Below are 20,826 nucleotides of genomic sequence, written 5' to 3' on the forward strand. Positions count from 1 at the left end.
CGGAATGACTCGACCACGGACCCAGGCATCGCGCGCATGACGGCCGGCACCGACGAGCCGGCGCGCGACGGCCGCGACCCACGCGGCACCGGCGCGCGCGATGACCGCCGCGGCGATGCCCGCGACAGCCGCGACCGCGACGCACGCGGCCTGCGCATGCGCATCGCGCTCGAGCTGTGGCGCGCGATCCGGCATTATCGCGCGCGCGTGTTCGCCGCGATCGTGCTGCTGCTGTGCGCGAAGGCGGCGGCCGTATCGGTGCCGCTGCTGCTGAAGGACATCGTCGACGGGTTCGGCCGCGCGGCCGGCCAGCCGATCGCGCTGCCGGTGCTGCTGCTGTTCGCGTATGCGGTCGTGCGCTTCGCGGCGAACGCGCTGAACGAAGTGCGCGACATGACCTTCGTGCAGGTCACGCAGCACACGGTCGCATCGTTTACCGTCCGCACGTTCGGCCACCTGCACCGGCTCGGCGCACGCTTTCATTCGCAGCGCGAGACCGGCATGGTCGTGCGCGATCTCGAGAAAGGCACGGCCGGCATCGGCTACCTGCTCGGCGTCGCGGTGTTTACGGTCGTGCCGACCGCGATCGAGATCGGCTCGGTGCTGGTGATCGTGATCAGCAAGTACGGCGGCGGCTTCACCGCGATCATCCTCGTCACGTTCGCCGTCTACGCGGCGTATACGACCGTGTTCACCCGCCGGAGGATGCGTTACCAGCGCCGCGTGAACGCACTCGAGGCCGAATCGAACTCGCGCGTGGTCGACAGCCTGCTGAACGTCGACACCGTCAAGTACTTCGCTCGGGAGGACGTCGAGCGCAGCCGGCTCGAACGCGTGCTCGACGACTGGCGCGAGGCCGGCGTCGAGAATCAGTATGCGCTGTCGACGCTGCACATCGGGCAGAGCGCGTGCATCGGCGCGGGCATCGCGGCGGTGATGCTGCTCGCCGGCCAGTATGTCGCGCGCGGCACGATGACGGTCGGCGACCTGGTGCTGATCAACGCGTACATCATCCAGATCAGCCTGCCGCTGAACGCGCTCGGCTTCGTGTTCCGTGAGGCGAACGACGCGATGACCAACATCGAGCGGCTGTTCGGGCTGCTCGATGCGCGCGGCCAGCCGGGCGAGGACGGCGACGCGCCGGGTGCGCAGGCGCTCGCGGTGCGCGGCGGCGCGATCGAGTTCGAGCATGTCGACTTCGGCTACGAGCCGAGCCGGCAGATCCTGTGGGACGTGTCGTTTCGCGTCGAGCCCGGCCAGTCGGTCGCGGTGGTCGGCGGCAGCGGCTCGGGGAAGTCGACGCTCGCGCGGCTGCTGTTCCGGCTGTACCAGCCCGATGCCGGCACGATCCGGATCGACGGCCAGGACCTGCGTCTCGTGACCGAGCGCAGCCTGCGCGATGCGCTCGGCATCGTTCCGCAGGACACGATCCTCTTCAACGACACGCTGGCCTACAACATCGCGTACGGCAAGCGCGACGCGACGCGCGGCGACGTGATCGCGGCCGCGCGCGGCGCGCAGCTCGACACGTTCATCGAGCGGCTGCCCGATGCGTACGACACGCGGGTCGGCGAGCGCGGCGTGCGGCTGTCGGGCGGCGAGCGGCAGCGCGTCGCGATCGCGCGCGCGCTGCTGAAGGCGCCGCCGATCATCGTGTTCGACGAGGCGACGTCGGCGCTCGACACGCGCTCGGAGCGCGCGATCCAGCAGGAACTGATGCGCGTCGCGCGGCACCGCACGAGCCTCATCATCGCGCACCGGCTGTCGACGATCGTCGATGCCGACCGGATTCTCGTGATGGAGCACGGCCGGCTCGTCGAGCAGGGCACGCACGACGAACTGCTGGCGAGCGACGGCGTGTATGCGCAGATGTGGTCGCTGCAGGCGAAGCAGCGCGAGCTCGAGCGCACCGAAGCGAAATTCGCGCGGCAGCCGGTGCGGATCAATCCGCTCGTGGCGCACGTGCTCGACTCGCTGTCGGAGGCGGCCGCACGGCGCGGCGTGCCGGTATTTCGCGACCTGTCGAACGAGGATCTCGTCGTGGAGGCCGATCCGGCCGCGCTGCGCCGCTTCGTGTGGGAGCTGTGCCGCGCCGGGATCGACGCGAGCGGCGGCGGCCAGGTCGAGGTGCGCACAGCGCGCCACGACCCGGAAGCGCGCATCACGATCACGTGCGCGGGCGTGGAGGCGCCGGAGTTGTCGCTGCTCGATCTCGAACGGCTGCAGGACACGATCGAGGATGCCGGCGGCTACGTCGTGCGCGAGCGCGACGACCACGGCGTGACGTTGCACCTGTCGCTACCGATGTGCGCGGTGGCGCCGGCATCGGTACAGCCGGCTGGCGCCGGCCCGGGCGCCGGCACGACCGTGCCGACGAAATCGCTCGACGGCGTGCGCATCGCATGCGTCGACGACCATGACGAGGCGCGCGAGGCGCTCACCGCGCTGCTGAAGGTTGCCGGTGCGGAGGTGCACGCGTTCGCGTCCGGGCAGGAGCTGCTCGACGACCTGTGGCGCACGCGCCGCGCGGACTGGCCGGCGCTGCTCGTCTGCGACATCGATCTCGGCGACGACGAGGAAGACGGCTACACGGTGATGCGCCGGGTCCGCCAGCTCGATGCCGAACGCGCGCGCGAAGGTCGCGCGCCGCTCGAGGCGCTCGCGTTGTCCGGCCATGCGCGCGAACGCGACCGCACACGCGCGGTCGAAGCGGGTTTCCATGCGTACCTGACCAAGCCCGCCGCGGCGGACGACCTGATCGCGGCGCTGCGCGCGCTCGCGTTTTCCTCCGGAGAACTCCATGCCGAACCTTCTGAATCCGACGTCCCCCGAAACCCTGACCCAGCGTCGCGGCGGTAGCGCGTTCGCCGATCGCCAGGCCGCGGTCGCCGCCGTCGAGCTGCTGCTGCCGACGCTGTCGGCCGCGTTGCAGAGCGACTTCGTCGGCGACAGCGGCTGTCTGCACATCGTGATCATGGATCCGGCGCTCGGGCCGCGCGATGCCGCGTTCGAGGACGCCATTCTTTACGAGTTCTCGCTGCCCGACCCGAAGGACTGGGATGCCGACTATCGCGCCTATGCACGCGCTAAGGCGCGGCTGTCGTGGGAAACCGGCCGCGACGGCCACGTCGTGCAGGCGCTGGAGCCGTACCGGCTGCGCGCGGGCGACACGAACCTGTGGGGCGGTGTCGCGCAGCACGGGATCGTGGTCGGCGTGTCGGGCGCGCAACCGTGGTTCGACGAGGCGTTCGCGGGCTGCATCGCGCACTGCCTGCGCGCGCTCGCGAAGCACCGCGCGCAGGCGACGCCGGACGCGCTCGCGATCTGAGCCAGGGCGTGAACACGCGCTGGAACGCACGGGCCCGTTTTTACAGCCCGTTATAAAAAAGCCAGCGACCGCGCGCCGCCCCCCGACACGGCGCGGGCGCGCGCAGACGGGCATGCTTCTCGCTGTACCCCTGTACCGACGCTTGTCGCGACAAGTGTCACGGCCACGATTCTGACGATTCTTCGGACGCATACAGGAGGTGCATGTGAACGCGACTCACGATCCCGCCCGCCAATCGCTCGCCGGCCGCACCGCGCTCGTCACGGGCGGCGGCCGCGGCCTCGGCGAGGCCATCTGCGAGGAGCTGGCGCAACACGGCGCGCACGTGATCGTCGCCGATCTCGACGGCGACCGCGCGGCGGCCGTCGCGCAACGACTCGAGCGGCATGGCGGCCAGGCGGTCGGCCGGCCGCTCGACGTGCGCGACGAAGCGTCGGTGCTGCAGGTGGTGCACGACGCGCGCGAGGCGCTCGGCGATCTCGACGTGATCGTCAACAACGCGGCGATCGACGTGACCGCGCCGATCGACGACGTCAGCGTGGCAGCCTGGCAGCAGGTGCTGATGACGAACCTGTTCGGCCCGTACCTGATGTGCCACGCGGCCGTGCCGATGATGAAGGCGCGCGGCAGCGGCCATATCGTCAACATCGCGTCGACGGCGTCCAAGCGCGCGTGGCCGAATGCGTCCGCGTATCACGCGACGAAGTGGGGGCTGCTCGGGCTGTCGCATGCGCTGCATGCGGAGTTGCGGCCGGCCGGCGTGAGCGTGTCGGCGATCGTCGCGGGCGGGATGCGCACGCCGTTCCTGCTCGACCGCTTCCCCGACATCGACGAGGACACGCTGCAGCCGCCGGAGCACGTCGCGGCGGCCGTGCGTTTCGTGCTGACGCAGCCGCCGGGCACCGTCGTGCCGGAGCTGATGGTGCTGCCGATGAAGGAGACGTCATGGCCCTGAAGCACCAACGGCGGCTGCCCGGCGCCGTGCTGCTCGACAAGGACGGCACGCTGCTCGAGAACGTGCCGTACAACGTCGATCCCGCGCGGATGCAACTCGCGCCGGGAGCGGCGCGCGCGCTGCGCACGCTCGGCGAGACGGGCATGCCGATCGCGGTCGTGTCGAACCAGCCGGGCGTCGCGCTCGGCCGCTTTACCGAACAGGAGCTTGGCGCGGTCCGCCAGCGTCTCGCCGAACTATTTGAAGCGAACGGCGCGGTGCTGGCGGACTTTTTTTACTGCCCGCATCACCCGGCCGGCAGCGTGCCGCGCTATACCTGCGACTGCATCTGCCGCAAGCCGCGCCCCGGCATGGTGCGCCGCGCGCTCGCCACGCTCGGCGCCGTCGCCGAATGGAGCTGGATGATCGGCGACATCCTCGATGACGTCGAGGCCGGCCGCGCCGCACGCTGCGGCACGATCCTCGTCGACTGCGGCAACGAGACCGAATGGCGGATCGATGCCCGGCGCACGCCGCTCCACGTGGTCACCCGTCTCGACCTCGCCGCCGACATCGTCGTGCGCGAGGCCGTGCGCCGCCACGGCTCGTGGGGGCGGCGATGAGCGCGGCGTGGGATCGTGCACGCCGGATCCTGTGCGTGCGGCTCGACAGCCTCGGCGACGTACTGATGACGACGCCCGCGCTGCGTGCGCTCAAGGAGAGCGGGCACGGCCGCCGGCTCACGCTGCTGACCTCGCGCACCGGCGCCGCGCTCGAGAAGCATCTGCCGATGGTCGACGACGTGTGGACGTATGACGCGCCGTGGGTCAAGCATCCGGCGGCGCGCGGCGATCCGGTCGTCGATCTCGACATGATCGACCGGCTGCTGGCCGGCCGCTTCGACGCGGCCGTGATCTTCACGGTGTACAGCCAGAGCCCGCTGCCGGCCGCGATGATGTGCTGGCTCGCGGGCATCCCGCTGCGGCTCGCGCATTGTCGCGAGAATCCCTATGAACTATTGACCGACCGCGTGCCGGAACCCGAGCCGGAATCGTTCGTGCGCCACGAGGTCGCGCGCCAGCTCGCGCTGGTGCGCTCGATCGGCGCGAAGACGTCCGACTGGCGGATGGCGTTCGAGCCCGGCGATGCGGCGCGCCATGCGCTGCACGCACGGCTGCGTGCCGCGCTGGAGCGGATCGGCGGGCCGCGCCGGCCGGGCTCGGCGCGCGCGCGCTGGCTCGTCGTGCATCCGGGCGCGAGCGCGGCGTCGCGGCGCTGGCCGGCCGAACGCTTCGGCGCCGTGGCCGCGCGGCTCGCGCCGCTGTTCGACGGGATCGCGGTGACCGGCAGCGCCGACGAGCGGCCGCTCGTCGACGCGGTGTGCGGACGCGCGGGGCCGCGCGCGGTGCCGCTCGCCGGTGCGCTGCCGCTCGGCGAACTCGGCGCGCTGATCGAGACGGCCGACCTGCTGCTGTCGAACAACAGCGGCCCCGTGCATCTCGCGGCCGCGCTCGGCACGCCGGTCGTCGACCTGTACGCACTGACCAACCCACAGCACACGCCGTGGCGTGTGCCGCATCGCGCGTTGAACGTCGATGTGCCGTGTCGCAACTGCTATCGCAGCGTATGCAACCAGCCGGGGCATCCGTGCCTGCTCGGCGTGAGCGTCGACGACGTCGTCGCGGCGACGCACGCGCTGCTGCGCGGCAGCGAGCGCCATGCGCAACGCGCGGCCGCGCGCGCCGCCGTACGCGGCGTCGAGCCGGTCGCCGCGAACGCATCGAACGTGATTCCCTTCGCGCACGTCATCACCAGGAGCTGACGCATGCCCGAATCCACTTACACGCTCGGCATCAACGCCGCGTTCCACGACAGCGCCGCGTGCCTCGTGCGCGACGGCGTCGTGCTCGCCGCGGCCGAAGAGGAACGCTTCACGCACGTGAAGCACGCGAAGCGGCCGGTGCCGTTCTCGACCTGGGAGCTGCCGTATCACGCGATCGACTACTGTCTCGCGGAAGCCGACATCACGCTGGCCGAGGTCGACCATGTCGCGTATTCGTACGATCCGTGGCTGGAACTCGATCGGCACGGCAACACGCCCGAGCTCACGTTGCCGCTGGCGCCGTCCGCGCACACGCCGCGTGCCGACGGCGCATCGCCATGGCATCCGCTGTTCCTGTCGTCGATCGTGAACGCGCCGCGCCAGCTCGCGGGCGGCGCGCCGCATCACCTGCAGCGGCGCTTTCGCGGCGTCGCGCACGACGGGCCGTTCCGCTGGCACTTCATCGAGCACCATCTCGCGCACGAGGCCAGCGCGTTTCTCGCGGCGCCGTACGACCACTGCGCGGTGATGACGCTCGACGGGCGCGGCGAACGCGCGACGACGAGCTACGGCGTGTTCGACGGCCAGGCTTACCGGCGGCTCGGCCAGGTCAACCTGCCGCATTCGCTCGGCCTGCTGTACGAGCACGTGACGCGCTACCTCGGCTTCCTGCATTCGTCCGACGAGTACAAGGTGATGGCGCTCGCGTCGTACGGCAAGCCGGTGCTCGCCGACGAGATGCGCAAGCTGGTGAGCTACAACGGCGAAGGCCGCTACGAGGTCGTCGAAGCCGATCTCGCCGCGCGGTTCGGCGCGCCGCGCGAGCGCGGCGGCCCGATCGAGCCGCATCACTGCGACATCGCGCATGCGCTGCAGGTGGTGCTCGAGGAAACGGTGTTGCAGGCGGTCGACTGGCTTGCCGCCGAGAGCGGCGAGCAGCAGCTCGCGATGGCGGGCGGCGTCGCGCTGAACTGCGTGATGAACGCGAAGATCCGCGATCGCGGGCCGTTCGACGACGTGTGGGTGCAGCCGGCCGCCGGCGACGCGGGCACCGCGCTCGGCGCCGCGTTGTGGACCGACTTCCGGATGCGCGGGATGCGCGGCGAATGGCGGATGGACCATGCGTATCTCGGACCGTCGTACAGCGACGACGCGATCGAGGCGTTCCTGAAGGAGGCGCAGTTGCCGTACCGGCGGCTTGCCGACGTCGCCGCGCAGACGGCCGCGCTGCTCGCGGCGAACCGCGTGATCGGCTGGTTCCAGGGCCGCATGGAGTTCGGGCCGCGCGCGCTCGGCGCCCGCTCGATTCTCGCGTCGCCAATCGATCCGGACATGCAGCACAAGCTGAACCGGATCAAGGATCGCGAGGACTTCCGGCCGGTCGCGCCGGTCGTGCTCGAAAGCCATGCGCATCACTGGTTCAATGGCGGCCGGCGCACGCCGCTGCGCGCGCCGTTCATGCTGTTCGTGTACGACGTCGCGCCCGGGGCGGAAGCGAAGATTCCGGCGGTGCGCCACATCGACGGCACCGCGCGCGTGCAGACCGTCGACGAAGCGCAGCATCCGCTGCTGCATGCGCTGTTGTCCGAGTTCGACGCGCTTACCGGCGTGCCGGTGCTCGTCAACACGTCGTTCAACACGCGCGGCGAGCCGATCGTCTGTTCGCCGCGCGACGCGATCGAATGCTTCTGGACCTCGCCGCTCGACGCGCTCGTGATCGGTTCGTTCCTGCTGGAGAAGCCGAGATGAACATGCGCGCCACGCAACTGCCGCCGGTCGTGTCGGTCGTCGTGCCGACCTATCGGCGGCCCGATCTGCTCGAGCGCTGCCTCGACGCGCTGTGCGCGCAGGTGTTCGATCCGACCACCTACGAGATCGTCGTCGTCGACGACGACCCGGCCGGCAGCGCACGACCTACCGTCGACGCATGCCGTGCACGGGTGGCCGACGTGCCGATGATCCGCTACATGACCGCGCCCGACACCCAAGGCCCGGCCGGCGCGCGCAACGTCGGCTGGCGCAGCGCGCGCGGCGCGCTGATCGCGTTCACCGACGACGACACGATTCCCGATCCGACCTGGCTGCGCCACGGCGCGGCCGCGCTGCAGGCCGCGCCGTCGGCGGCGGCGGCCGCCGGGCGCATCGACGTGCCGCTGCGGCCGCGCCCGACCGACTACGAACGCGACGCCGCCGGCCTCGCGCATGCGGAGTTCGCGACCGCGAACTGCTTCGTGCGGCGCGCGGCGCTCGAACGCGTCGGCGGTTTCGACGAACGCTTCACGCGCGCGTGGCGCGAGGATGCCGACCTGATGTTCGCGCTGCGCGAGCATGCGGGGCCGATCGTCGAGGTCGACGCCGCGCGGATCGTGCATCCGGTGCGCCCCGCGCGCTGGGGCGCGAGCATCGGCCAGCAGTCGAAGGTGTATTTCGACGCGCTGCTGTACAAGAAGCATCGCGCGACCTATCGGCGTCATATCCGGCCGATGCCGCCGTGGAATTACTACGCGGCCGTGCTGTTCGCGCTCGGCGCGATCGCTTGTTTCGCGGCCGGCTGGCGCACGGCGGGCATCGTGTGCGCGCTCGCCTGGGCCGCGATCACCGCCGCGTTCTGCGCGAAGCGGTTGCACGGCACGCGGCTCACGCCGTCGCATGTCGCCGAGATGGTCGTCACGTCGATCGCGATTCCGCCCGTGTCGCTGTACTGGCGCATGCGCGGCGCGCTTCACTTCCGGGTGTTTTTCCTATGACGTTCGATTCCGCTTCATCGTCCGGTCCGAGCCGCATCGCGGTATTCCGCGCGCTGCAGCTCGGCGACATGCTGTGCGCGGTGCCGGCGCTGCGCGCGCTGCGGCGCGGCGAACCGGATGCGCGCATCACGCTGATCGGGCTGCCGTGGGCGCGCGAATTCGCGTCGCGCTTCTCCGACTACATCGACAACTTCATCGCGTTTCCCGGCGCGCCGGGCCTCGGCGAGCAGCCGGAACCCGAGCCGGCCGCGCGCGAGGCGTTCGTCGCGGAATGCCGTGCGCGCGACTTCGATCTCGCGATCCAGCTGCACGGCAGCGGCGTGCAGACCAACGCGATCGTCGCGTCGCTCGGCGCGACGCGCACCGCCGGTTTCGTGCCGCCCGCCGGCGGCACGACCGCGCTCGACTGTCAGGTCCCCTGGCGGGACGGCGAACCCGAGGTCACGCACTGCCTGTCGCTCACGCGCACGCTCGGCTATCCGGACTGGGGCGACTACCTCGAATTCCCGCTCGGCGGCCTCGACTACGCGCTGTGGCATGTGCTGTGCGAAGAGCACGCGCTCGATCCGGGCCGCTACGTGATCGTCCATCCGGGCGCGCGGATGGCGTCGCGGCGCTGGCCGGTCGAGCGTTTCGCGAGCGCCGCGCGGCAGCTCGCGGCCGACGGCTGGCAGATCGTGCTGACCGGCACGCGCGCGGAAATCGCGCTGGCCGCCGCATTCGCCGAGCAGCTCGCGCGGCCGTGCGTGAACCTGTGCGGGCGCACGCCGCTCGGCGCGCTGGCCGCGCTGATCGGTCGCGCACGGCTGCTGCTGTGCAACGACACGGGCGTGTCGCATGTGGCGGCGGCGCTCGGCACGCCGAGCATCGTCGTCGCCTGCGGCAGCGATACGGCGCGCTGGGCGCCGCTCGATGCCGAACGTCATCGCGTGATCGCGAACTACCCGGCGTGCCGGCCGTGCATGTTCGACACCTGCCCGTACGGGCACGAATGCGCGAGCGCGATCAGCGTCGACGACGTGATGGAACGCGCGGGCGAACTGCTCGCGGAGGAGAGACGTCATGTCACGTAAGCGGTTGCGCGTGCTTACCTGGCACGTGCATGGCAACTATCTGTATTACCTGTCGCAGGCGCCGCACGATTTCTACCTCGTGACGAAGCCGCGGCATCCGCCCGGCTATGCGGGTCGGGTCGGACATCTGCCGTGGGGCGACAACGTGCACGAGGTGAGCGTCGAATGCGTGCGCGACACCGAGTTCGACTGCGTGCTGTACCAGCATCACCGCCACTACGAGCAAGACCGGATGCAATTGCTGAGCGACGCGCAGCGTGCGTTGCCCGCGCTGTTCGTCGAGCACGATCCGCCGCGCGAGCATCCGACCGACACGCTGCATCCGGTGCAGGACCCGAACGTGTTGCTGGTGCACGTCACGCCATTCAACGCGCTGATGTGGGACAACGGCGTCACGCCGACACGCGTGATCGAGCATGGCGTGCTGCTGCCCGACGGTATCGAGTATCGCGGCACGCTGCCGAAGGGCGTGACGGTCGTGAACAACCTCGCGCGGCGCGGGCGGCGTCTCGGCGCGGACCTGTTCGAGGTCGTGCGGCACAGCGTGCCGCTCGATCTGATCGGGATGGGCTCGGCCGACCTCGGCGGCATCGGCGAAGTGCCGAACCCGGCGCTGCCGCAGTTCCTGTCGCACTACCGGTTCTTCTTCAATCCGATCCGCTACACGAGCCTCGGGCTCGCGGTGATCGAGGCGATGATGATCGGGCTGCCGATCGTCGCGCTCGCGACGACCGAAATGGCGCAGCTCGTGAGGAGCGGTCACAACGGCGTCGCCGATACGCGGCCCGACGTGCTGATCGACGCGATGCGCATGCTGATCCGCGATCCGGAACTCGCGCGCGAGTGGGGCGCGGCGGCGAAGCGCGACGCGTGCGAGCGGTTCGGCATCGAGCGCTTCGCGCGCGACTGGGACGACGCGTTGTGCGACGTCGCGGCCTAGGGCGCGAACCCGCCCTGGCGTGAACGGGCCCGGATCGACCCAACCGTCGGAGCGGGCGCGCTCACGCGTTTGGCGGGCTCGCCGGCGTGGCCGCGCTCACGGCGCTGCTGGCGCTGCCGGTGCCGCTGGCGCCGCTCGTCGCGTTGCGCTCGTGTTCGGGCAGCAGCGCGAGGCGGTTGTAGAGCGTCTTCAGGCTGATGCCGAGCGCCTTCGCGGTGCGCGGCTTGTCGCCGTTGAAATGGCGCAGCGACGCGACGATGAAGCGTTGCTGCGTATGCGCGAGCGTCGTGCCGATATGCAGCGTCATCGCGTTGTGACGCACTTCCTCGCGCGGCGGCAGGCGGCGCGGCAGTTGCAGTTCGATCTGGTCGTCCGCGAGGATGAACGCACGCTCCAGCGCGTTGCGCAACTCGCGCACGTTGCCGGGCCACGTGTACGCGCGCAGCGCCTTCATCGCCTGCATCGACAGGCGCTTGCGCGTGCGGTGCCGCGCGTTCAGCCGCTCGACGATCTGCAGCGCGATGTCGCCGACGTCGTCCTCGCGCTGCCGCAGCGCGGGCACGTGCAGCGCGATCGTCGCGATCCGGTAGAACAGGTCCTCGCGCAGCCGGCCGCTGCGCACGGCCTCGACCGGATCGTGATGGGTGGCCGCGACGATCCGCACGTCGAGCGGAATCGCTTCGTGGCCGCCGACCCGCACGATCGTGTTCGATTCGAGCGTGCGCAGCAGTTTCACCTGCAGTTCCGCGGGCATTTCCGCGATTTCGTCGAGAAACAGCGTGCCGCCGCGCGCGGCTTCGAACATGCCCACATGTTGTGCAACGGCGCCGGTGAAGCTGCCCTTTTCATGTCCGAACAAGTGGGACTCCGCGATGTCTTTCGGAATCGCACCGCAGTTGACGGGCACGAACGGCCCGCGTCGGCGCGGGCTCATGTCGTGGATGAGCCGCGCGACGATGTCCTTGCCGGCACCGCTTTCGCCGACCACGAGCACACTCACGCGCGTTGCCGCCACGCGAGAAATTTTCAGCAGCAAGTCCTGGATTGTTCGCGAACGGCCGAACAGCCGCGTGCCGTCATCGTCGGATTTCGACATGAGTTGTTATCGCATTGGGAAGTTTTGACCGAAGCCGTCGGGACGAGGTGAAAAAATGACGTGACAGGCGCCGTTTTTCACGTAGAAAGCATACCGCTTATACGTGCGGCCCCAGATTGAATCTGGCAATGCGATCGTCGCGGGCGGATAGATTTATTCGATGAGCGGCGAATGCGCGACACGCCTCTTCTATACTGCTAAACAGTCGTTTGTCATGGCAGGACAACTTGTCTGCTTGTTCGTATGCGGTGCGATCGTATTGCCTTTGCCGGATGCCCGGCGTCGTACCCCGCATCGCATGCCCGCCGCGGTTTCGGCCGATGCTCGCGCCGACCGCATCACAAGGAGCTTCGATGCCTTATGTCCTGATTGTCGAAGACGACGCCGATACGCGCGCGATGCTCGCGGCACTTGCGCAGGCGCAGCAGCTTGCGTGCGACACCGCCGCGACGCTCGAAGAAGCGCGCACGCTCGTCTCGACACATACCCCCGATCTCGTGCTGTGCGACCTCGTACTGCCGGACGGCAACGGGATGGATCTGTTCGACGCATTGCCCAAACGCGGGCATTGCGAAATGGTGCTGACCACCGGTCACGCGAGCCTCGAAACCGCGATCGATGCATTGCGGCGCGGGGCGACCGACTACCTGGTGAAGCCGCTCAACATGCAGCGGCTGAACAGCATCTTCGCGCGCGTGCCGCGCACCACCGCGCTGCATGAGGAAATCGCCGAGCTGCGCTCCGAACTGCAGCGCCTCGGCCGCTTCGGCCGGATGCTCGGCAGCTCGCCCGCGATGCAGGCCGTGTACGACGCGATCGGCCGAGTCGCACGCACCGAAGCGTCGGTGCTGCTCACCGGCGAATCGGGCACCGGCAAGGAGCTCGCCGCGCAAACCGTGCACGACCTGAGCCTGCGCCGCCGCGGCCCGTTTCTCGCGGTGAACTGCGGCGCGATCGCCGCGAACCTCGTCGAAAGCGAGATGTTCGGCCACGACCGCGGCAGCTTCACCGGCGCGGAGCGGCAGCACAAGGGCTTCTTCGAGCGCGCGGACGGCGGCACGCTGTTCCTCGACGAAATCACCGAGATGCCCGTCGAATCGCAGGTCAAGCTGCTGCGCGTGCTCGAAACGGGGCGGCTCACGCGGCTCGGCTCCACACGCGAGATCGACGTCGACGTGCGCATCGTCGCCGCGACCAACCGCGATCCGGAAGCCGCGATGGCGGACGGCAAGCTGCGGCCCGATCTATTTCACCGGATCAACGTGTTTCCGATCCCGCTGCCGTCGCTCAGGGAGCGCGGCGACGACATCCCGATGCTCGCCGACGCGTTCCTGCAGCGCTACAACGAGGAAAGCGGCCGCGACCTGCGCTTCGCGCCGGCCGCGCGCGAAGCACTGAAGACCTACGCATGGCCCGGCAACGTGCGCGAGCTGCGCAACTTCGTGCAGCGCGCGAGCATCTTCAGCGACGCCGACGTGATCGACACGCTGCCGCCGCCGATCATGGACGAGTTGTCGAGCATGGTCGAATCGCACGAGGATCGCGTCACGGTGCCGTTTGGCACGCCGCTCGAGGAGGTCGACCGCAAGCTGATCCTCGGCACGATCGCGCAATGCGGCGGCGTGAAGGCGCAGGCCGCCGAGGTGCTCGACGTCAGCCTGAAAACGATCTACAACCGGCTCGCCCAATTGGAAGACGAAACGGAAAAGCCGGACTCCTGATGTGCCTGGCGCCGTGGTCATGCACGCGCACGCGAGCGGCGACGCTCGGCGTCGTCCACGCGGCGGCGCATGCGTTCGACCTCCGGCGGAATCGCATGCCGCTCGCGCAGGATCCACGGCAACCCGGCGAGCGCATGCGTGACGCCGCGTTCACGCCACAGGCGCGGCAGCATGCGCAGCGTATGCGCGAGCGCCGCGCCGGCCGGCCATCGGAGCCACGCGGTCCACACCGCGTTGCGCGTCGACACGCTCGCGCGCGTGTGCACGTCGCGCTGCGTCGAAGGGTAATGATGAACCGTCAGGTGCGGTGCATACACGAGCCACGCGCCCGCGCGATACAGGTCGAGCGCGAGCAGCGCCTCCTCGCCGCCGAGAAAGTAGCGCGGATGATAGCCGCCCGCCTTCACGAACGTGTCGCGCCGGAAGGCCGTCGCGCCGGCCAGCAACCCGAGGATCGGGCGGCCCGGCAGTGCGACGCTCGCCTCGAGCGGGCTGTCGGCCATCAGCCGGCAGGTCGGGTCTTCGCGCTGTTCCGGGCCGACCAGCACGCGCGCGGTGACGGCCGCGACGTGCGGATACGCATCGAGCAGGTTCGCGGCTTCGGCGAGCGAGCCGGGCGCCCACCACGTGTCGTCGTCGCAGAACGCGACGTGGCGCGTGCGCGCGACGGCCACGCCGAGATTGCGCCCCGCCGCGCCGAGATTGGCCGGCGCATGCACCAGCGCCACGTGCGGGAAGCGGTTGCGCACGAGCGCGGCCGTATCGTCGTCCGCGCCATTGTCGACGACGACGATCGCGGGCCGGTCGGGCAAGTCGGACAGCCGTGCGAGCGTGCGCGCGAGTTCCTCCGCGCGCCGGTAGGTCAGCACGACCGCGGTCACGCGCGCTTCGCGCGGCGGCAGCGCGACCCGCGCGGGCGTTACGCGGACACGTTGTCGCATTCGAGCCGCCAGTACGTTTCGGGTTCACGGAGATCGGCGCGCATATGAGGCTCGAACAGCGCAATCTGGCTCGCATACGCGTCCACGGCGACGGCCTTCGCTGCCGCGCCGTCGCTGCCGTTGCCGTTGCCGGCCGGCGCGCCGACCGGGTGGCCGATCCAGCCGTGCTCGCGCCAGTCGCTCACGCGCTTCGCCATCAACCCGTCGATCCGCCGATACGGCACATCCTCGTAGAAGCGCCATACGCGCGCCGCATCGGCCGACCGGCTGTTCTCGCGCAGCAGCGTCAGCACCGCCTGCTGCACCTGGATGTGATCGCGGTGAAACAGGCCGGCCGGCGCGAGCACGCCGAAGCCCGGGTGCGCGTCGATCGTGTCGGCCACGCGCGCGGCGATCGCCGTCGAGGCGGCCGGCGTGCCGTACTGATCGTCGAGGAAGTCGAGCCATACCGGTTGCGCGCCGAGCATGCCCAGCGCGCGCCGGTCTTCGTCGCGGCGGCTGCGCACCGCTTCGTCGGCGGTGCGAAAGCCCGCCCGGCGATCCCACGGCGGCGCGGCCAACCCGCGCGCGGGAATCCCGGCGAACACCGTGACGACCACCGAGCCCGGGGCCTGCGCGAGCAACTGCCCGCAACTGAAGACGGCGTCGTCGAGATGCGGCGAGATGACGAGCCAGCGTGTCGGAGCGGTCATGTTTTTCAAAGTCTCCCTGGTATCAGATGCAAGCGGCCGAGCGGGCGCAGCCGACCGGCGAGCATGCGGGCAAGCATGCGGCATGCCCGTGGGTTCGCCCGTTGCCGGGTACCGTGGAACTTCCGGCAGGAGCGTGTCCGATGATTGAAATTGCACGGCCGCAGGCCGGAAATTACGCAACCGCCGTGATGCTCGTCGCCATCGCGACCGTGCTGCAAACGCTGGCGATCCGGTTCGGCGGCGTGAACCTGCCGCTGGTCCTCTACTACCCGCTGCTCGCCGGCGCCGCGTGGGCGACATCGTTCATGTTCGGGATCCTGGCGACCGTGCTCAGCGGGCTGCTGGTCTGGACGCTGTTCCTGTCCGATGGGGCCGCGTATACCGGGTCGCTGCCCGACCGCCTCGTGCGGCTCGCCATCTTCATGCTGGTCGGCGTGCTGGTGTGCGCGATCGCGGCGAGGCTGCGGCGCGCGCGGCTCACGAACGATCTTGCATACCGGCGCGAGGCTGCCGCGCGGCGGCAGCTCGGCGCCGTGCTGCAGGCGTTGCCGGATGGGGTGATCGCGGCCGACGCGACAGGCCGGGTGACCTACGTGAACGCAGCGGCGGCCGCGCTGGCGGGCGGCGGCCTCGAAGACGCGACGGGCCGTCCCGTGTGCGACGTGCTGCACGTGTTCGATCGCGACGACCGGCGCGTGCAGCCGACGCCGCTCGAGCGCGCGCTCGGCGGCGTGCATGCGCGGTCCGACCGGCACTGGCTGCACGGCGCCGACGGTAGCTCGCGGGTACCGATCGTCGAGGCCGCGTCGCCGATCGTCGACGTGCACGGCCGCCTCGACGGCGCGGTGCTGTTGCTGCGCGACGCGGGCACGGAGCGCGCGTTGACGGAGGTGTCGCGCCTGCAGCGGGCGGTGGTCGATGCGTCGCCGGACGCGATCGTCGGGATCGACCGCGAGGGTCGCATCGTCAGCTGGAACCCGGCCGCGCAGCGGATCTTCGGCTATGACGAAGCCGACGCGCGCGGGCGTCCGCTCGAAACGCTGGTCGCGATGCGCTGGCTGCGGCGCAACCCGCTCGCCGATTCGTTCGACACGATGCGCGAGGCGGTCGGCCCGCTCGAATTGCTGTGCGTGCGCCGCGACGGCCGGCGCTTTCGCGCAACGGTGTCGGCGGGCCCGGTGCGCGGCGACGCGCGCAGTTGCGTCGCGCTGTCGCTGACGCTGCGCGAGACGGGTGCGCAGCGCCGGCGCGACCTGCGCGCGCAGCGCTCGCTGCAGGGCGCACGCGACGCGCGCGACCGGGCCGATACGTCGAATCGTCTGAAGGACGAATTGCTCGCGACGGTGTCGCACGAACTGCGCACGCCACTGAACGTGATCTACGGCTGGATCGAGGTGCTGCGCAATACGCGCGACGACGCGCTGCAGTTGCAGGCGATCGATGCGATCGACCGCAGCGCCCGTTCGCTGACGCGCATGGTGGGCGACATCCTCGACGCGTCGTCGCTCGCGACCGGCAAGCTGCGGATCGATCCGATGCCGGTCGACGTGGTGCGGCTCTTCTCCGATACGGTGGGCGCTTTCCAGACGGCCGCGTCGTCGGCCGGCATCGTGCTCGAGTTCGAGTGCGCGGCAAGCGCATGCGTGGTGTCGGGCGACGCGGAACGGCTGCGGCAGATGCTCGCGAATCTCGTTTCGAACGCGCTGAAATTCACGCCCGGCGGCGGCGCGGTGACGGTCACGCTGTCGCGCGACGACGCGCATGCGGTGCTGGTCGTGGCGGACACCGGGCAGGGCATTCCGCCCGCGTTCATTCCCCATGTATTCGACATGTTCCGCCGCGCGGACGATTCGCCCGCGTCGCCGCGACGCGGGCTCGGGCTCGGCCTGTCGATCGTGCGCCACATCGCCCAGTTGCATGGCGGCCAGGTGCGCGTCGAAAGCGCGGGCCGCAATCGCGGCGCGACCTTCACGGTGACGCTGCCGGCCGGCTGGCAGCCGCCGGGCGCGATGGCGTGGGGCATCGTGCAGGGCGATGGCCGGCGCGATCCGCAGATGCTCGATGCGCAGCGCATCCTGATCGTCGACGACGACGCGACCACGCGCGCGAGCCTGACGGCCGCGTTGACGACGCTCGGCGCGACCGTCGCGATCGCATCCTCGGGCCGCGAAGCGCTCGCGGTAGTCGCCAATATTCAGCCGACCGTCGTGCTGTCCGATCTCGCGATGCCCGACGGCGACGGCTTCTGGCTGCTCGATGCATTGCGGCACGGGGGCGCGCACGGCGCGACGCCGCGCGAGCTGCGCGTGCTGGCCGTGACCGCGCACGCGGGCCCCGCCGACGAGCGGCGCGCGCTCGAAGCGGGGTTCGACGGCTTTCTGTGCAAGCCGGTCGACGTGCGGGAACTGGCGCACAAGATCGCGCACGTGACGCAGCGCGGCGGCTGATGCGTGGTGCGCATCGGCCATCGCGCCAGCGCGCGCGGTAACGGCGGTTCAAGTCAGCTCATTCATCCTCATGTCGCGGCCGCCGGCCGGTTCTGCGTGCTGATCTGCGCGAGCATGTGCGACGCGATCTGCGTGCTGCGCACCAGGTCGCCCGGCTCGTGATGCGCCGCCTGCCGATGGATGAAATACCGCGCGGTATGCGCGAGCCCGGTCGCGAGCGGCGTCGTCGCGCGCCAGCCGAGGCGACGGTGCGCGACGTCGAGATCGGGCCGCCGCTGGCGCGGATCGTCGGACGGCAGCGGGCGGAACTCGATCGCCACCGTCGCGCCGACGATCCTCACGACCTCGCGCGCGATGTCGATCATCGCGATCTCGTCGTCGCTGCCGAGGTTCACCGGCGCGCACGCGTCGCCGGGTTCGTTCATCAGACGGATCAGCGCGTCGACCATGTCGTCGACATAGCAGAACGAGCGCGTCTGCCTGCCGTCGCCGTAGACGGTCAGCGGCTCGCCGGCCAGCGCCTGCGTGATGAAGTTCGAAACGACCCGCCCGTCGGCCGGATGCATGCGCGGCCCGTACGTATTGAAGATGCGCGCGATCCGCACGTCGACGCCGTACTGACGGTGATAGTCCATGAACAGGGTTTCCGCGCAGCGCTTGCCTTCGTCGTAGCACGCGCGCACGCCGATCGGGTTCACGCGGCCGCAGTAGCGCTCGTCCTGCGGGTGCACGTCGGGGTCGCCGTACACCTCGCTGGTCGACGCTTGCAGGATGCGCGCCTTCACGCGCTTCGCGAGGCCGAGCAGGTTGATGGCGCCGTGCACGCTCGTCTTGGTCGTCTGCACCGGGTCGCGCTGGTAATGCACCGGCGACGCGGGGCACGCGAGGTTGTAGATCTCGTCGACCTCGACGTACAGCGGAAATGTCACGTCGTGGCGCATCAGCTCGAAGTTCGGCGCGTCGAGCAGGTGAGCGATGTTGTCCTTCGTCCCCGTGTAGAAATTGTCGACGCACAGCACATCGTGCCCGGACGTCACGAGGCGTTCGCACAGATGCGAACCGAGGAAGCCGGCGCCGCCGGTGACGAGTACGCGTTTGCGATCGTAGCCCTTCATCATGCATTCTCCTTGCGGTTCGCGAGTACGCCCGGCGTGGCGGCGACGGGGGTGCGCCGGCTGCTGGCCGCCGTGCCGGCGCGCTGCGCATGCGCGACGTCGCGATAGATGTCGACGAGGCGATCGGTCACGCCGCGCCACGTATAGAAGCGGTGCGCGCGCAGGTAGCCGGCGCGGCCGAGCGCGTCGCACAGGTCGGGCCGCGCGCGCAGCTGCACGAGCCGCTGGGCGAGCGCGGCCGGATCGCGCGGCGGCACCAGGTAGCCGGTGACGCCGTCGTCCACCGTGGTGCGGATGCCGCCCACGTTGCTGCCGATCACCGGCGCCGCGCAGGCCATCGCCTCGACCGGCGTGATGCCGAACGGCTCGTACCACGGCGTCGTCACGAACACGTCGGCCGCGCTGTAGTACAGGTGCAGCACATCGCGCTCGCGCCGGCCGACGAAGGTCACGCGGTCCGCGATACCGGTGTCGTGCGACAGCGCGGCGAGCCGCGCGAGCTCCGGATCGCGTGCCGGATCGGGCGTCGCCTGGCTGCCGCCGACGATGTAGAGCCGGGTCGGCCGTTGCGGGTCGCGCGGCATCCGCGCCACGGCGTCGATCACGGTGTCGATCCCCTTGCGCGGCACCAGCCGCCCGAGCTGCAGCACGACGAACGCGTGCTGCGGCCAGCCGAGCCGCGCGCGCGCGTCGGCGCGCGGAATCGGCCGGAATTCGCGCGCGTCGAACCCGCACGGCACGATCTCGATGCGCGCGGCGTTCGCGTGGTAGTGCGTGGTCAGGTCCAGCGCGTCCTGCGGGCATTCGGCGATCAACCGGTCGGAGCGGCGCGCGAGCGTGTCCTCGATCGCGAAGCGTTCATCGGGAAAGCCGTCGGCCGCGCCCTGATGCAGCCGCCGCACGCGCCCGAGCGCATGGAACGTCGTGACGAGCGGAATGCCGAGGCGCTTCTTCACGCGCAGCGCGGCCTCGCCCGACATGAAGAAGTTCGCGTGCATCACGTCGACCGGATCGGGTTCGCGCCGCATGCGCGCGATCATGTAGTCCGCGAACGCACCCATGTACGGCAGCAGCCGCTCCTTCGGCACGTCGACGGGCGGGCCGGCCGGCACGTGGATCACGCGCATGCGCGAGCCGATCTCCACGACTTCGGGCAGGTGCGCATTGTCGCAACGCGTGTAGACGTCGACGTCGAGGCCGCGCTCGGCCAGCTGCTTCGCGACGTTCGCGACGTAGATGTTCTGCCCGCCCGCATCCACGCCGCCGATCACCCCCAGCGGCGACGCATGTTCACTGATCAACGCAATTCTCTGCATGGTGTTGCTCCGGTGATCGAGGCCGCGCCGACGGGCCCCGTTGCGTCCCTGTTCGGCAATCGGCATGCCCGGGCTTTTGCGGGCGAAACCCCCCACCGGTGCGCCGAAAAAATTACAACGCGTTGGATGAAAGGGCGTCTGATCGGCGTGTCGCGCGCGGATGCGGCGTACTCCGCGCGGCACGCGATTTGCGCCATGCCGACACCCGCCGGCCATGCCGGCCCCACGAAAGGAGGTCACGATGAAGGTATTCCCGCTGCAAGCCCGCGCACCGCGCTTTCGCCGTCGTCCCGCGACGCGACTCGGCATGGCGGTCGCGATCGCCGCGGCCGTCGCCTGCACGGCCGTCGCGCCGAACGTGTTCGCCGCCGGCGACGACGGCGCGGCATCGTCATCCATGTCGTCGTCGACGCATTCGAGCACCGGCGCGAAGATCCGCGACGCGACCATCACGACCAAGGCCAAGGCCGAACTGGTCGGCACGAGCGGCCTGTCCGCCGGCGACATTCACGTGAAGACGCGTCACGGCATCGTGATGCTCACCGGCAGCGTGCCGGACGAACAGCAGCGCACCCAGGCGGTGAGCGTCGTCAAACAGATCGAGGGCGTGCAGGACGTGCGCGACCAGCTGACCATCCGCCCGAAATAACCGCG

17 protein-coding genes are annotated in these 20,826 nt (G+C 70.2%); 12 read left to right on the forward strand and 5 right to left on the reverse strand.

Going from position 1 to position 20,826, the window contains the following annotated elements; all coding sequences use genetic code 11:
* The first annotated feature begins 36 nt into the window (after positions 1-36).
* From SB786_RS17400 to SB786_RS17440, 9 genes are all read left to right on the forward strand, one after another.
* Complete coding sequence (locus tag SB786_RS17400) at positions 37-2,859, forward strand: ABC transporter transmembrane domain-containing protein (RefSeq protein WP_410728507.1); 2,823 nt, start codon at positions 37-39, stop codon at positions 2,857-2,859.
* Positions 2,801-3,328, forward strand: coding sequence for a hypothetical protein (locus SB786_RS17405; RefSeq protein WP_012372705.1), 528 nt, complete (start codon positions 2,801-2,803; stop codon positions 3,326-3,328). The genes SB786_RS17400 and SB786_RS17405 overlap by 59 nt, the downstream gene beginning before the upstream one ends.
* Before the next feature lie 205 nt (positions 3,329-3,533).
* Entirely contained in the window at positions 3,534-4,283 is a 750-nt protein-coding gene (locus SB786_RS17410; protein ID WP_006755682.1) for an SDR family oxidoreductase, read from the forward strand.
* The gene (locus tag SB786_RS17415; RefSeq protein ID WP_410728508.1) at positions 4,274-4,885 is read left to right on the forward strand and encodes a D-glycero-alpha-D-manno-heptose-1,7-bisphosphate 7-phosphatase; all 612 of its coding nucleotides are present in this window, start codon (positions 4,274-4,276) and stop codon (positions 4,883-4,885) included. The genes SB786_RS17410 and SB786_RS17415 overlap by 10 nt, the downstream gene beginning before the upstream one ends.
* Positions 4,882-6,084: a glycosyltransferase family 9 protein gene (locus SB786_RS17420; RefSeq protein ID WP_410728509.1), complete on the forward strand. Its 1,203-nt coding sequence runs from the start codon at positions 4,882-4,884 to the stop codon at positions 6,082-6,084. Before SB786_RS17415 ends, SB786_RS17420 begins: the two co-directional genes overlap by 4 nt.
* Before the next feature lie 3 nt (positions 6,085-6,087).
* A complete protein-coding gene (locus SB786_RS17425; protein ID WP_410728510.1) occupies positions 6,088-7,833 on the forward strand; it encodes a carbamoyltransferase in 1,746 nt (581 codons plus the stop codon).
* Positions 7,830-8,831: a glycosyltransferase family 2 protein gene (locus SB786_RS17430; RefSeq protein ID WP_410728511.1), complete on the forward strand. Its 1,002-nt coding sequence runs from the start codon at positions 7,830-7,832 to the stop codon at positions 8,829-8,831. Before SB786_RS17425 ends, SB786_RS17430 begins: the two co-directional genes overlap by 4 nt.
* On the forward strand, positions 8,828-9,904 hold the full coding sequence (locus SB786_RS17435; RefSeq protein ID WP_410728512.1) for a glycosyltransferase family 9 protein: 1,077 nt from the start codon (positions 8,828-8,830) through the stop codon (positions 9,902-9,904). The genes SB786_RS17430 and SB786_RS17435 overlap by 4 nt, the downstream gene beginning before the upstream one ends.
* Positions 9,894-10,844: a glycosyltransferase gene (locus SB786_RS17440; protein WP_410728513.1), complete on the forward strand. Its 951-nt coding sequence runs from the start codon at positions 9,894-9,896 to the stop codon at positions 10,842-10,844. Before SB786_RS17435 ends, SB786_RS17440 begins: the two co-directional genes overlap by 11 nt.
* 61 nt (positions 10,845-10,905) lie before the next feature.
* Here the strand turns inward: SB786_RS17440 and SB786_RS17445 are convergent, their stop codons facing one another.
* Positions 10,906-11,940 carry a sigma-54 interaction domain-containing protein gene (locus SB786_RS17445; protein ID WP_410728514.1) on the reverse strand — a complete coding sequence of 345 codons (1,035 nt, stop codon included), beginning with the start codon at positions 11,938-11,940 and terminating at the stop codon, positions 10,906-10,908.
* 353 nt (positions 11,941-12,293) lie between these two features.
* Between SB786_RS17445 and SB786_RS17450 the strand changes: the two genes are divergently transcribed.
* Positions 12,294-13,661, forward strand: a complete 1,368-nt coding sequence (locus SB786_RS17450) for a sigma-54-dependent transcriptional regulator (protein ID WP_006761829.1) — start codon at positions 12,294-12,296, stop codon at positions 13,659-13,661.
* A 17-nt stretch (positions 13,662-13,678) separates the two neighbouring features.
* On the opposite strand, the gene SB786_RS17455 is transcribed toward SB786_RS17450, so the two are convergent.
* Positions 13,679-14,602, reverse strand: coding sequence for a glycosyltransferase family 2 protein (locus SB786_RS17455; RefSeq protein ID WP_410728515.1), 924 nt, complete (start codon positions 14,600-14,602; stop codon positions 13,679-13,681).
* Complete coding sequence (locus tag SB786_RS17460) at positions 14,581-15,294, reverse strand: PIG-L deacetylase family protein (RefSeq protein ID WP_410728516.1); 714 nt, start codon at positions 15,292-15,294, stop codon at positions 14,581-14,583. The genes SB786_RS17455 and SB786_RS17460 overlap by 22 nt, the downstream gene beginning before the upstream one ends.
* A gap of 140 nt (positions 15,295-15,434) precedes the next feature.
* On the opposite strand from SB786_RS17460, the gene SB786_RS17465 reads away from it, so the two are divergent.
* A complete protein-coding gene (locus tag SB786_RS17465; RefSeq protein ID WP_410728517.1) occupies positions 15,435-17,741 on the forward strand; it encodes an ATP-binding protein in 2,307 nt (768 codons plus the stop codon).
* 68 nt (positions 17,742-17,809) lie between these two features.
* Here the strand turns inward: SB786_RS17465 and SB786_RS17470 are convergent, their stop codons facing one another.
* Entirely contained in the window at positions 17,810-18,856 is a 1,047-nt protein-coding gene (locus tag SB786_RS17470) for a UDP-glucuronic acid decarboxylase family protein (RefSeq protein WP_410728581.1), read from the reverse strand.
* A complete protein-coding gene (locus SB786_RS17475; protein WP_006761072.1) occupies positions 18,856-20,172 on the reverse strand; it encodes a glycosyltransferase family 4 protein in 1,317 nt (438 codons plus the stop codon). The genes SB786_RS17470 and SB786_RS17475 overlap by 1 nt, the downstream gene beginning before the upstream one ends.
* A 241-nt stretch (positions 20,173-20,413) precedes the next feature.
* Between SB786_RS17475 and SB786_RS17480 the strand changes: the two genes are divergently transcribed.
* Positions 20,414-20,821, forward strand: coding sequence for a BON domain-containing protein (locus SB786_RS17480; protein ID WP_410728518.1), 408 nt, complete (start codon positions 20,414-20,416; stop codon positions 20,819-20,821).
* The last annotated feature ends 5 nt before the right edge of the window (positions 20,822-20,826 follow it).

It is taken from the genome of Burkholderia sp. SIMBA_062, assembly GCF_046534765.1.
Taxonomy (GTDB): domain Bacteria; phylum Pseudomonadota; class Gammaproteobacteria; order Burkholderiales; family Burkholderiaceae; genus Burkholderia; species Burkholderia ambifaria.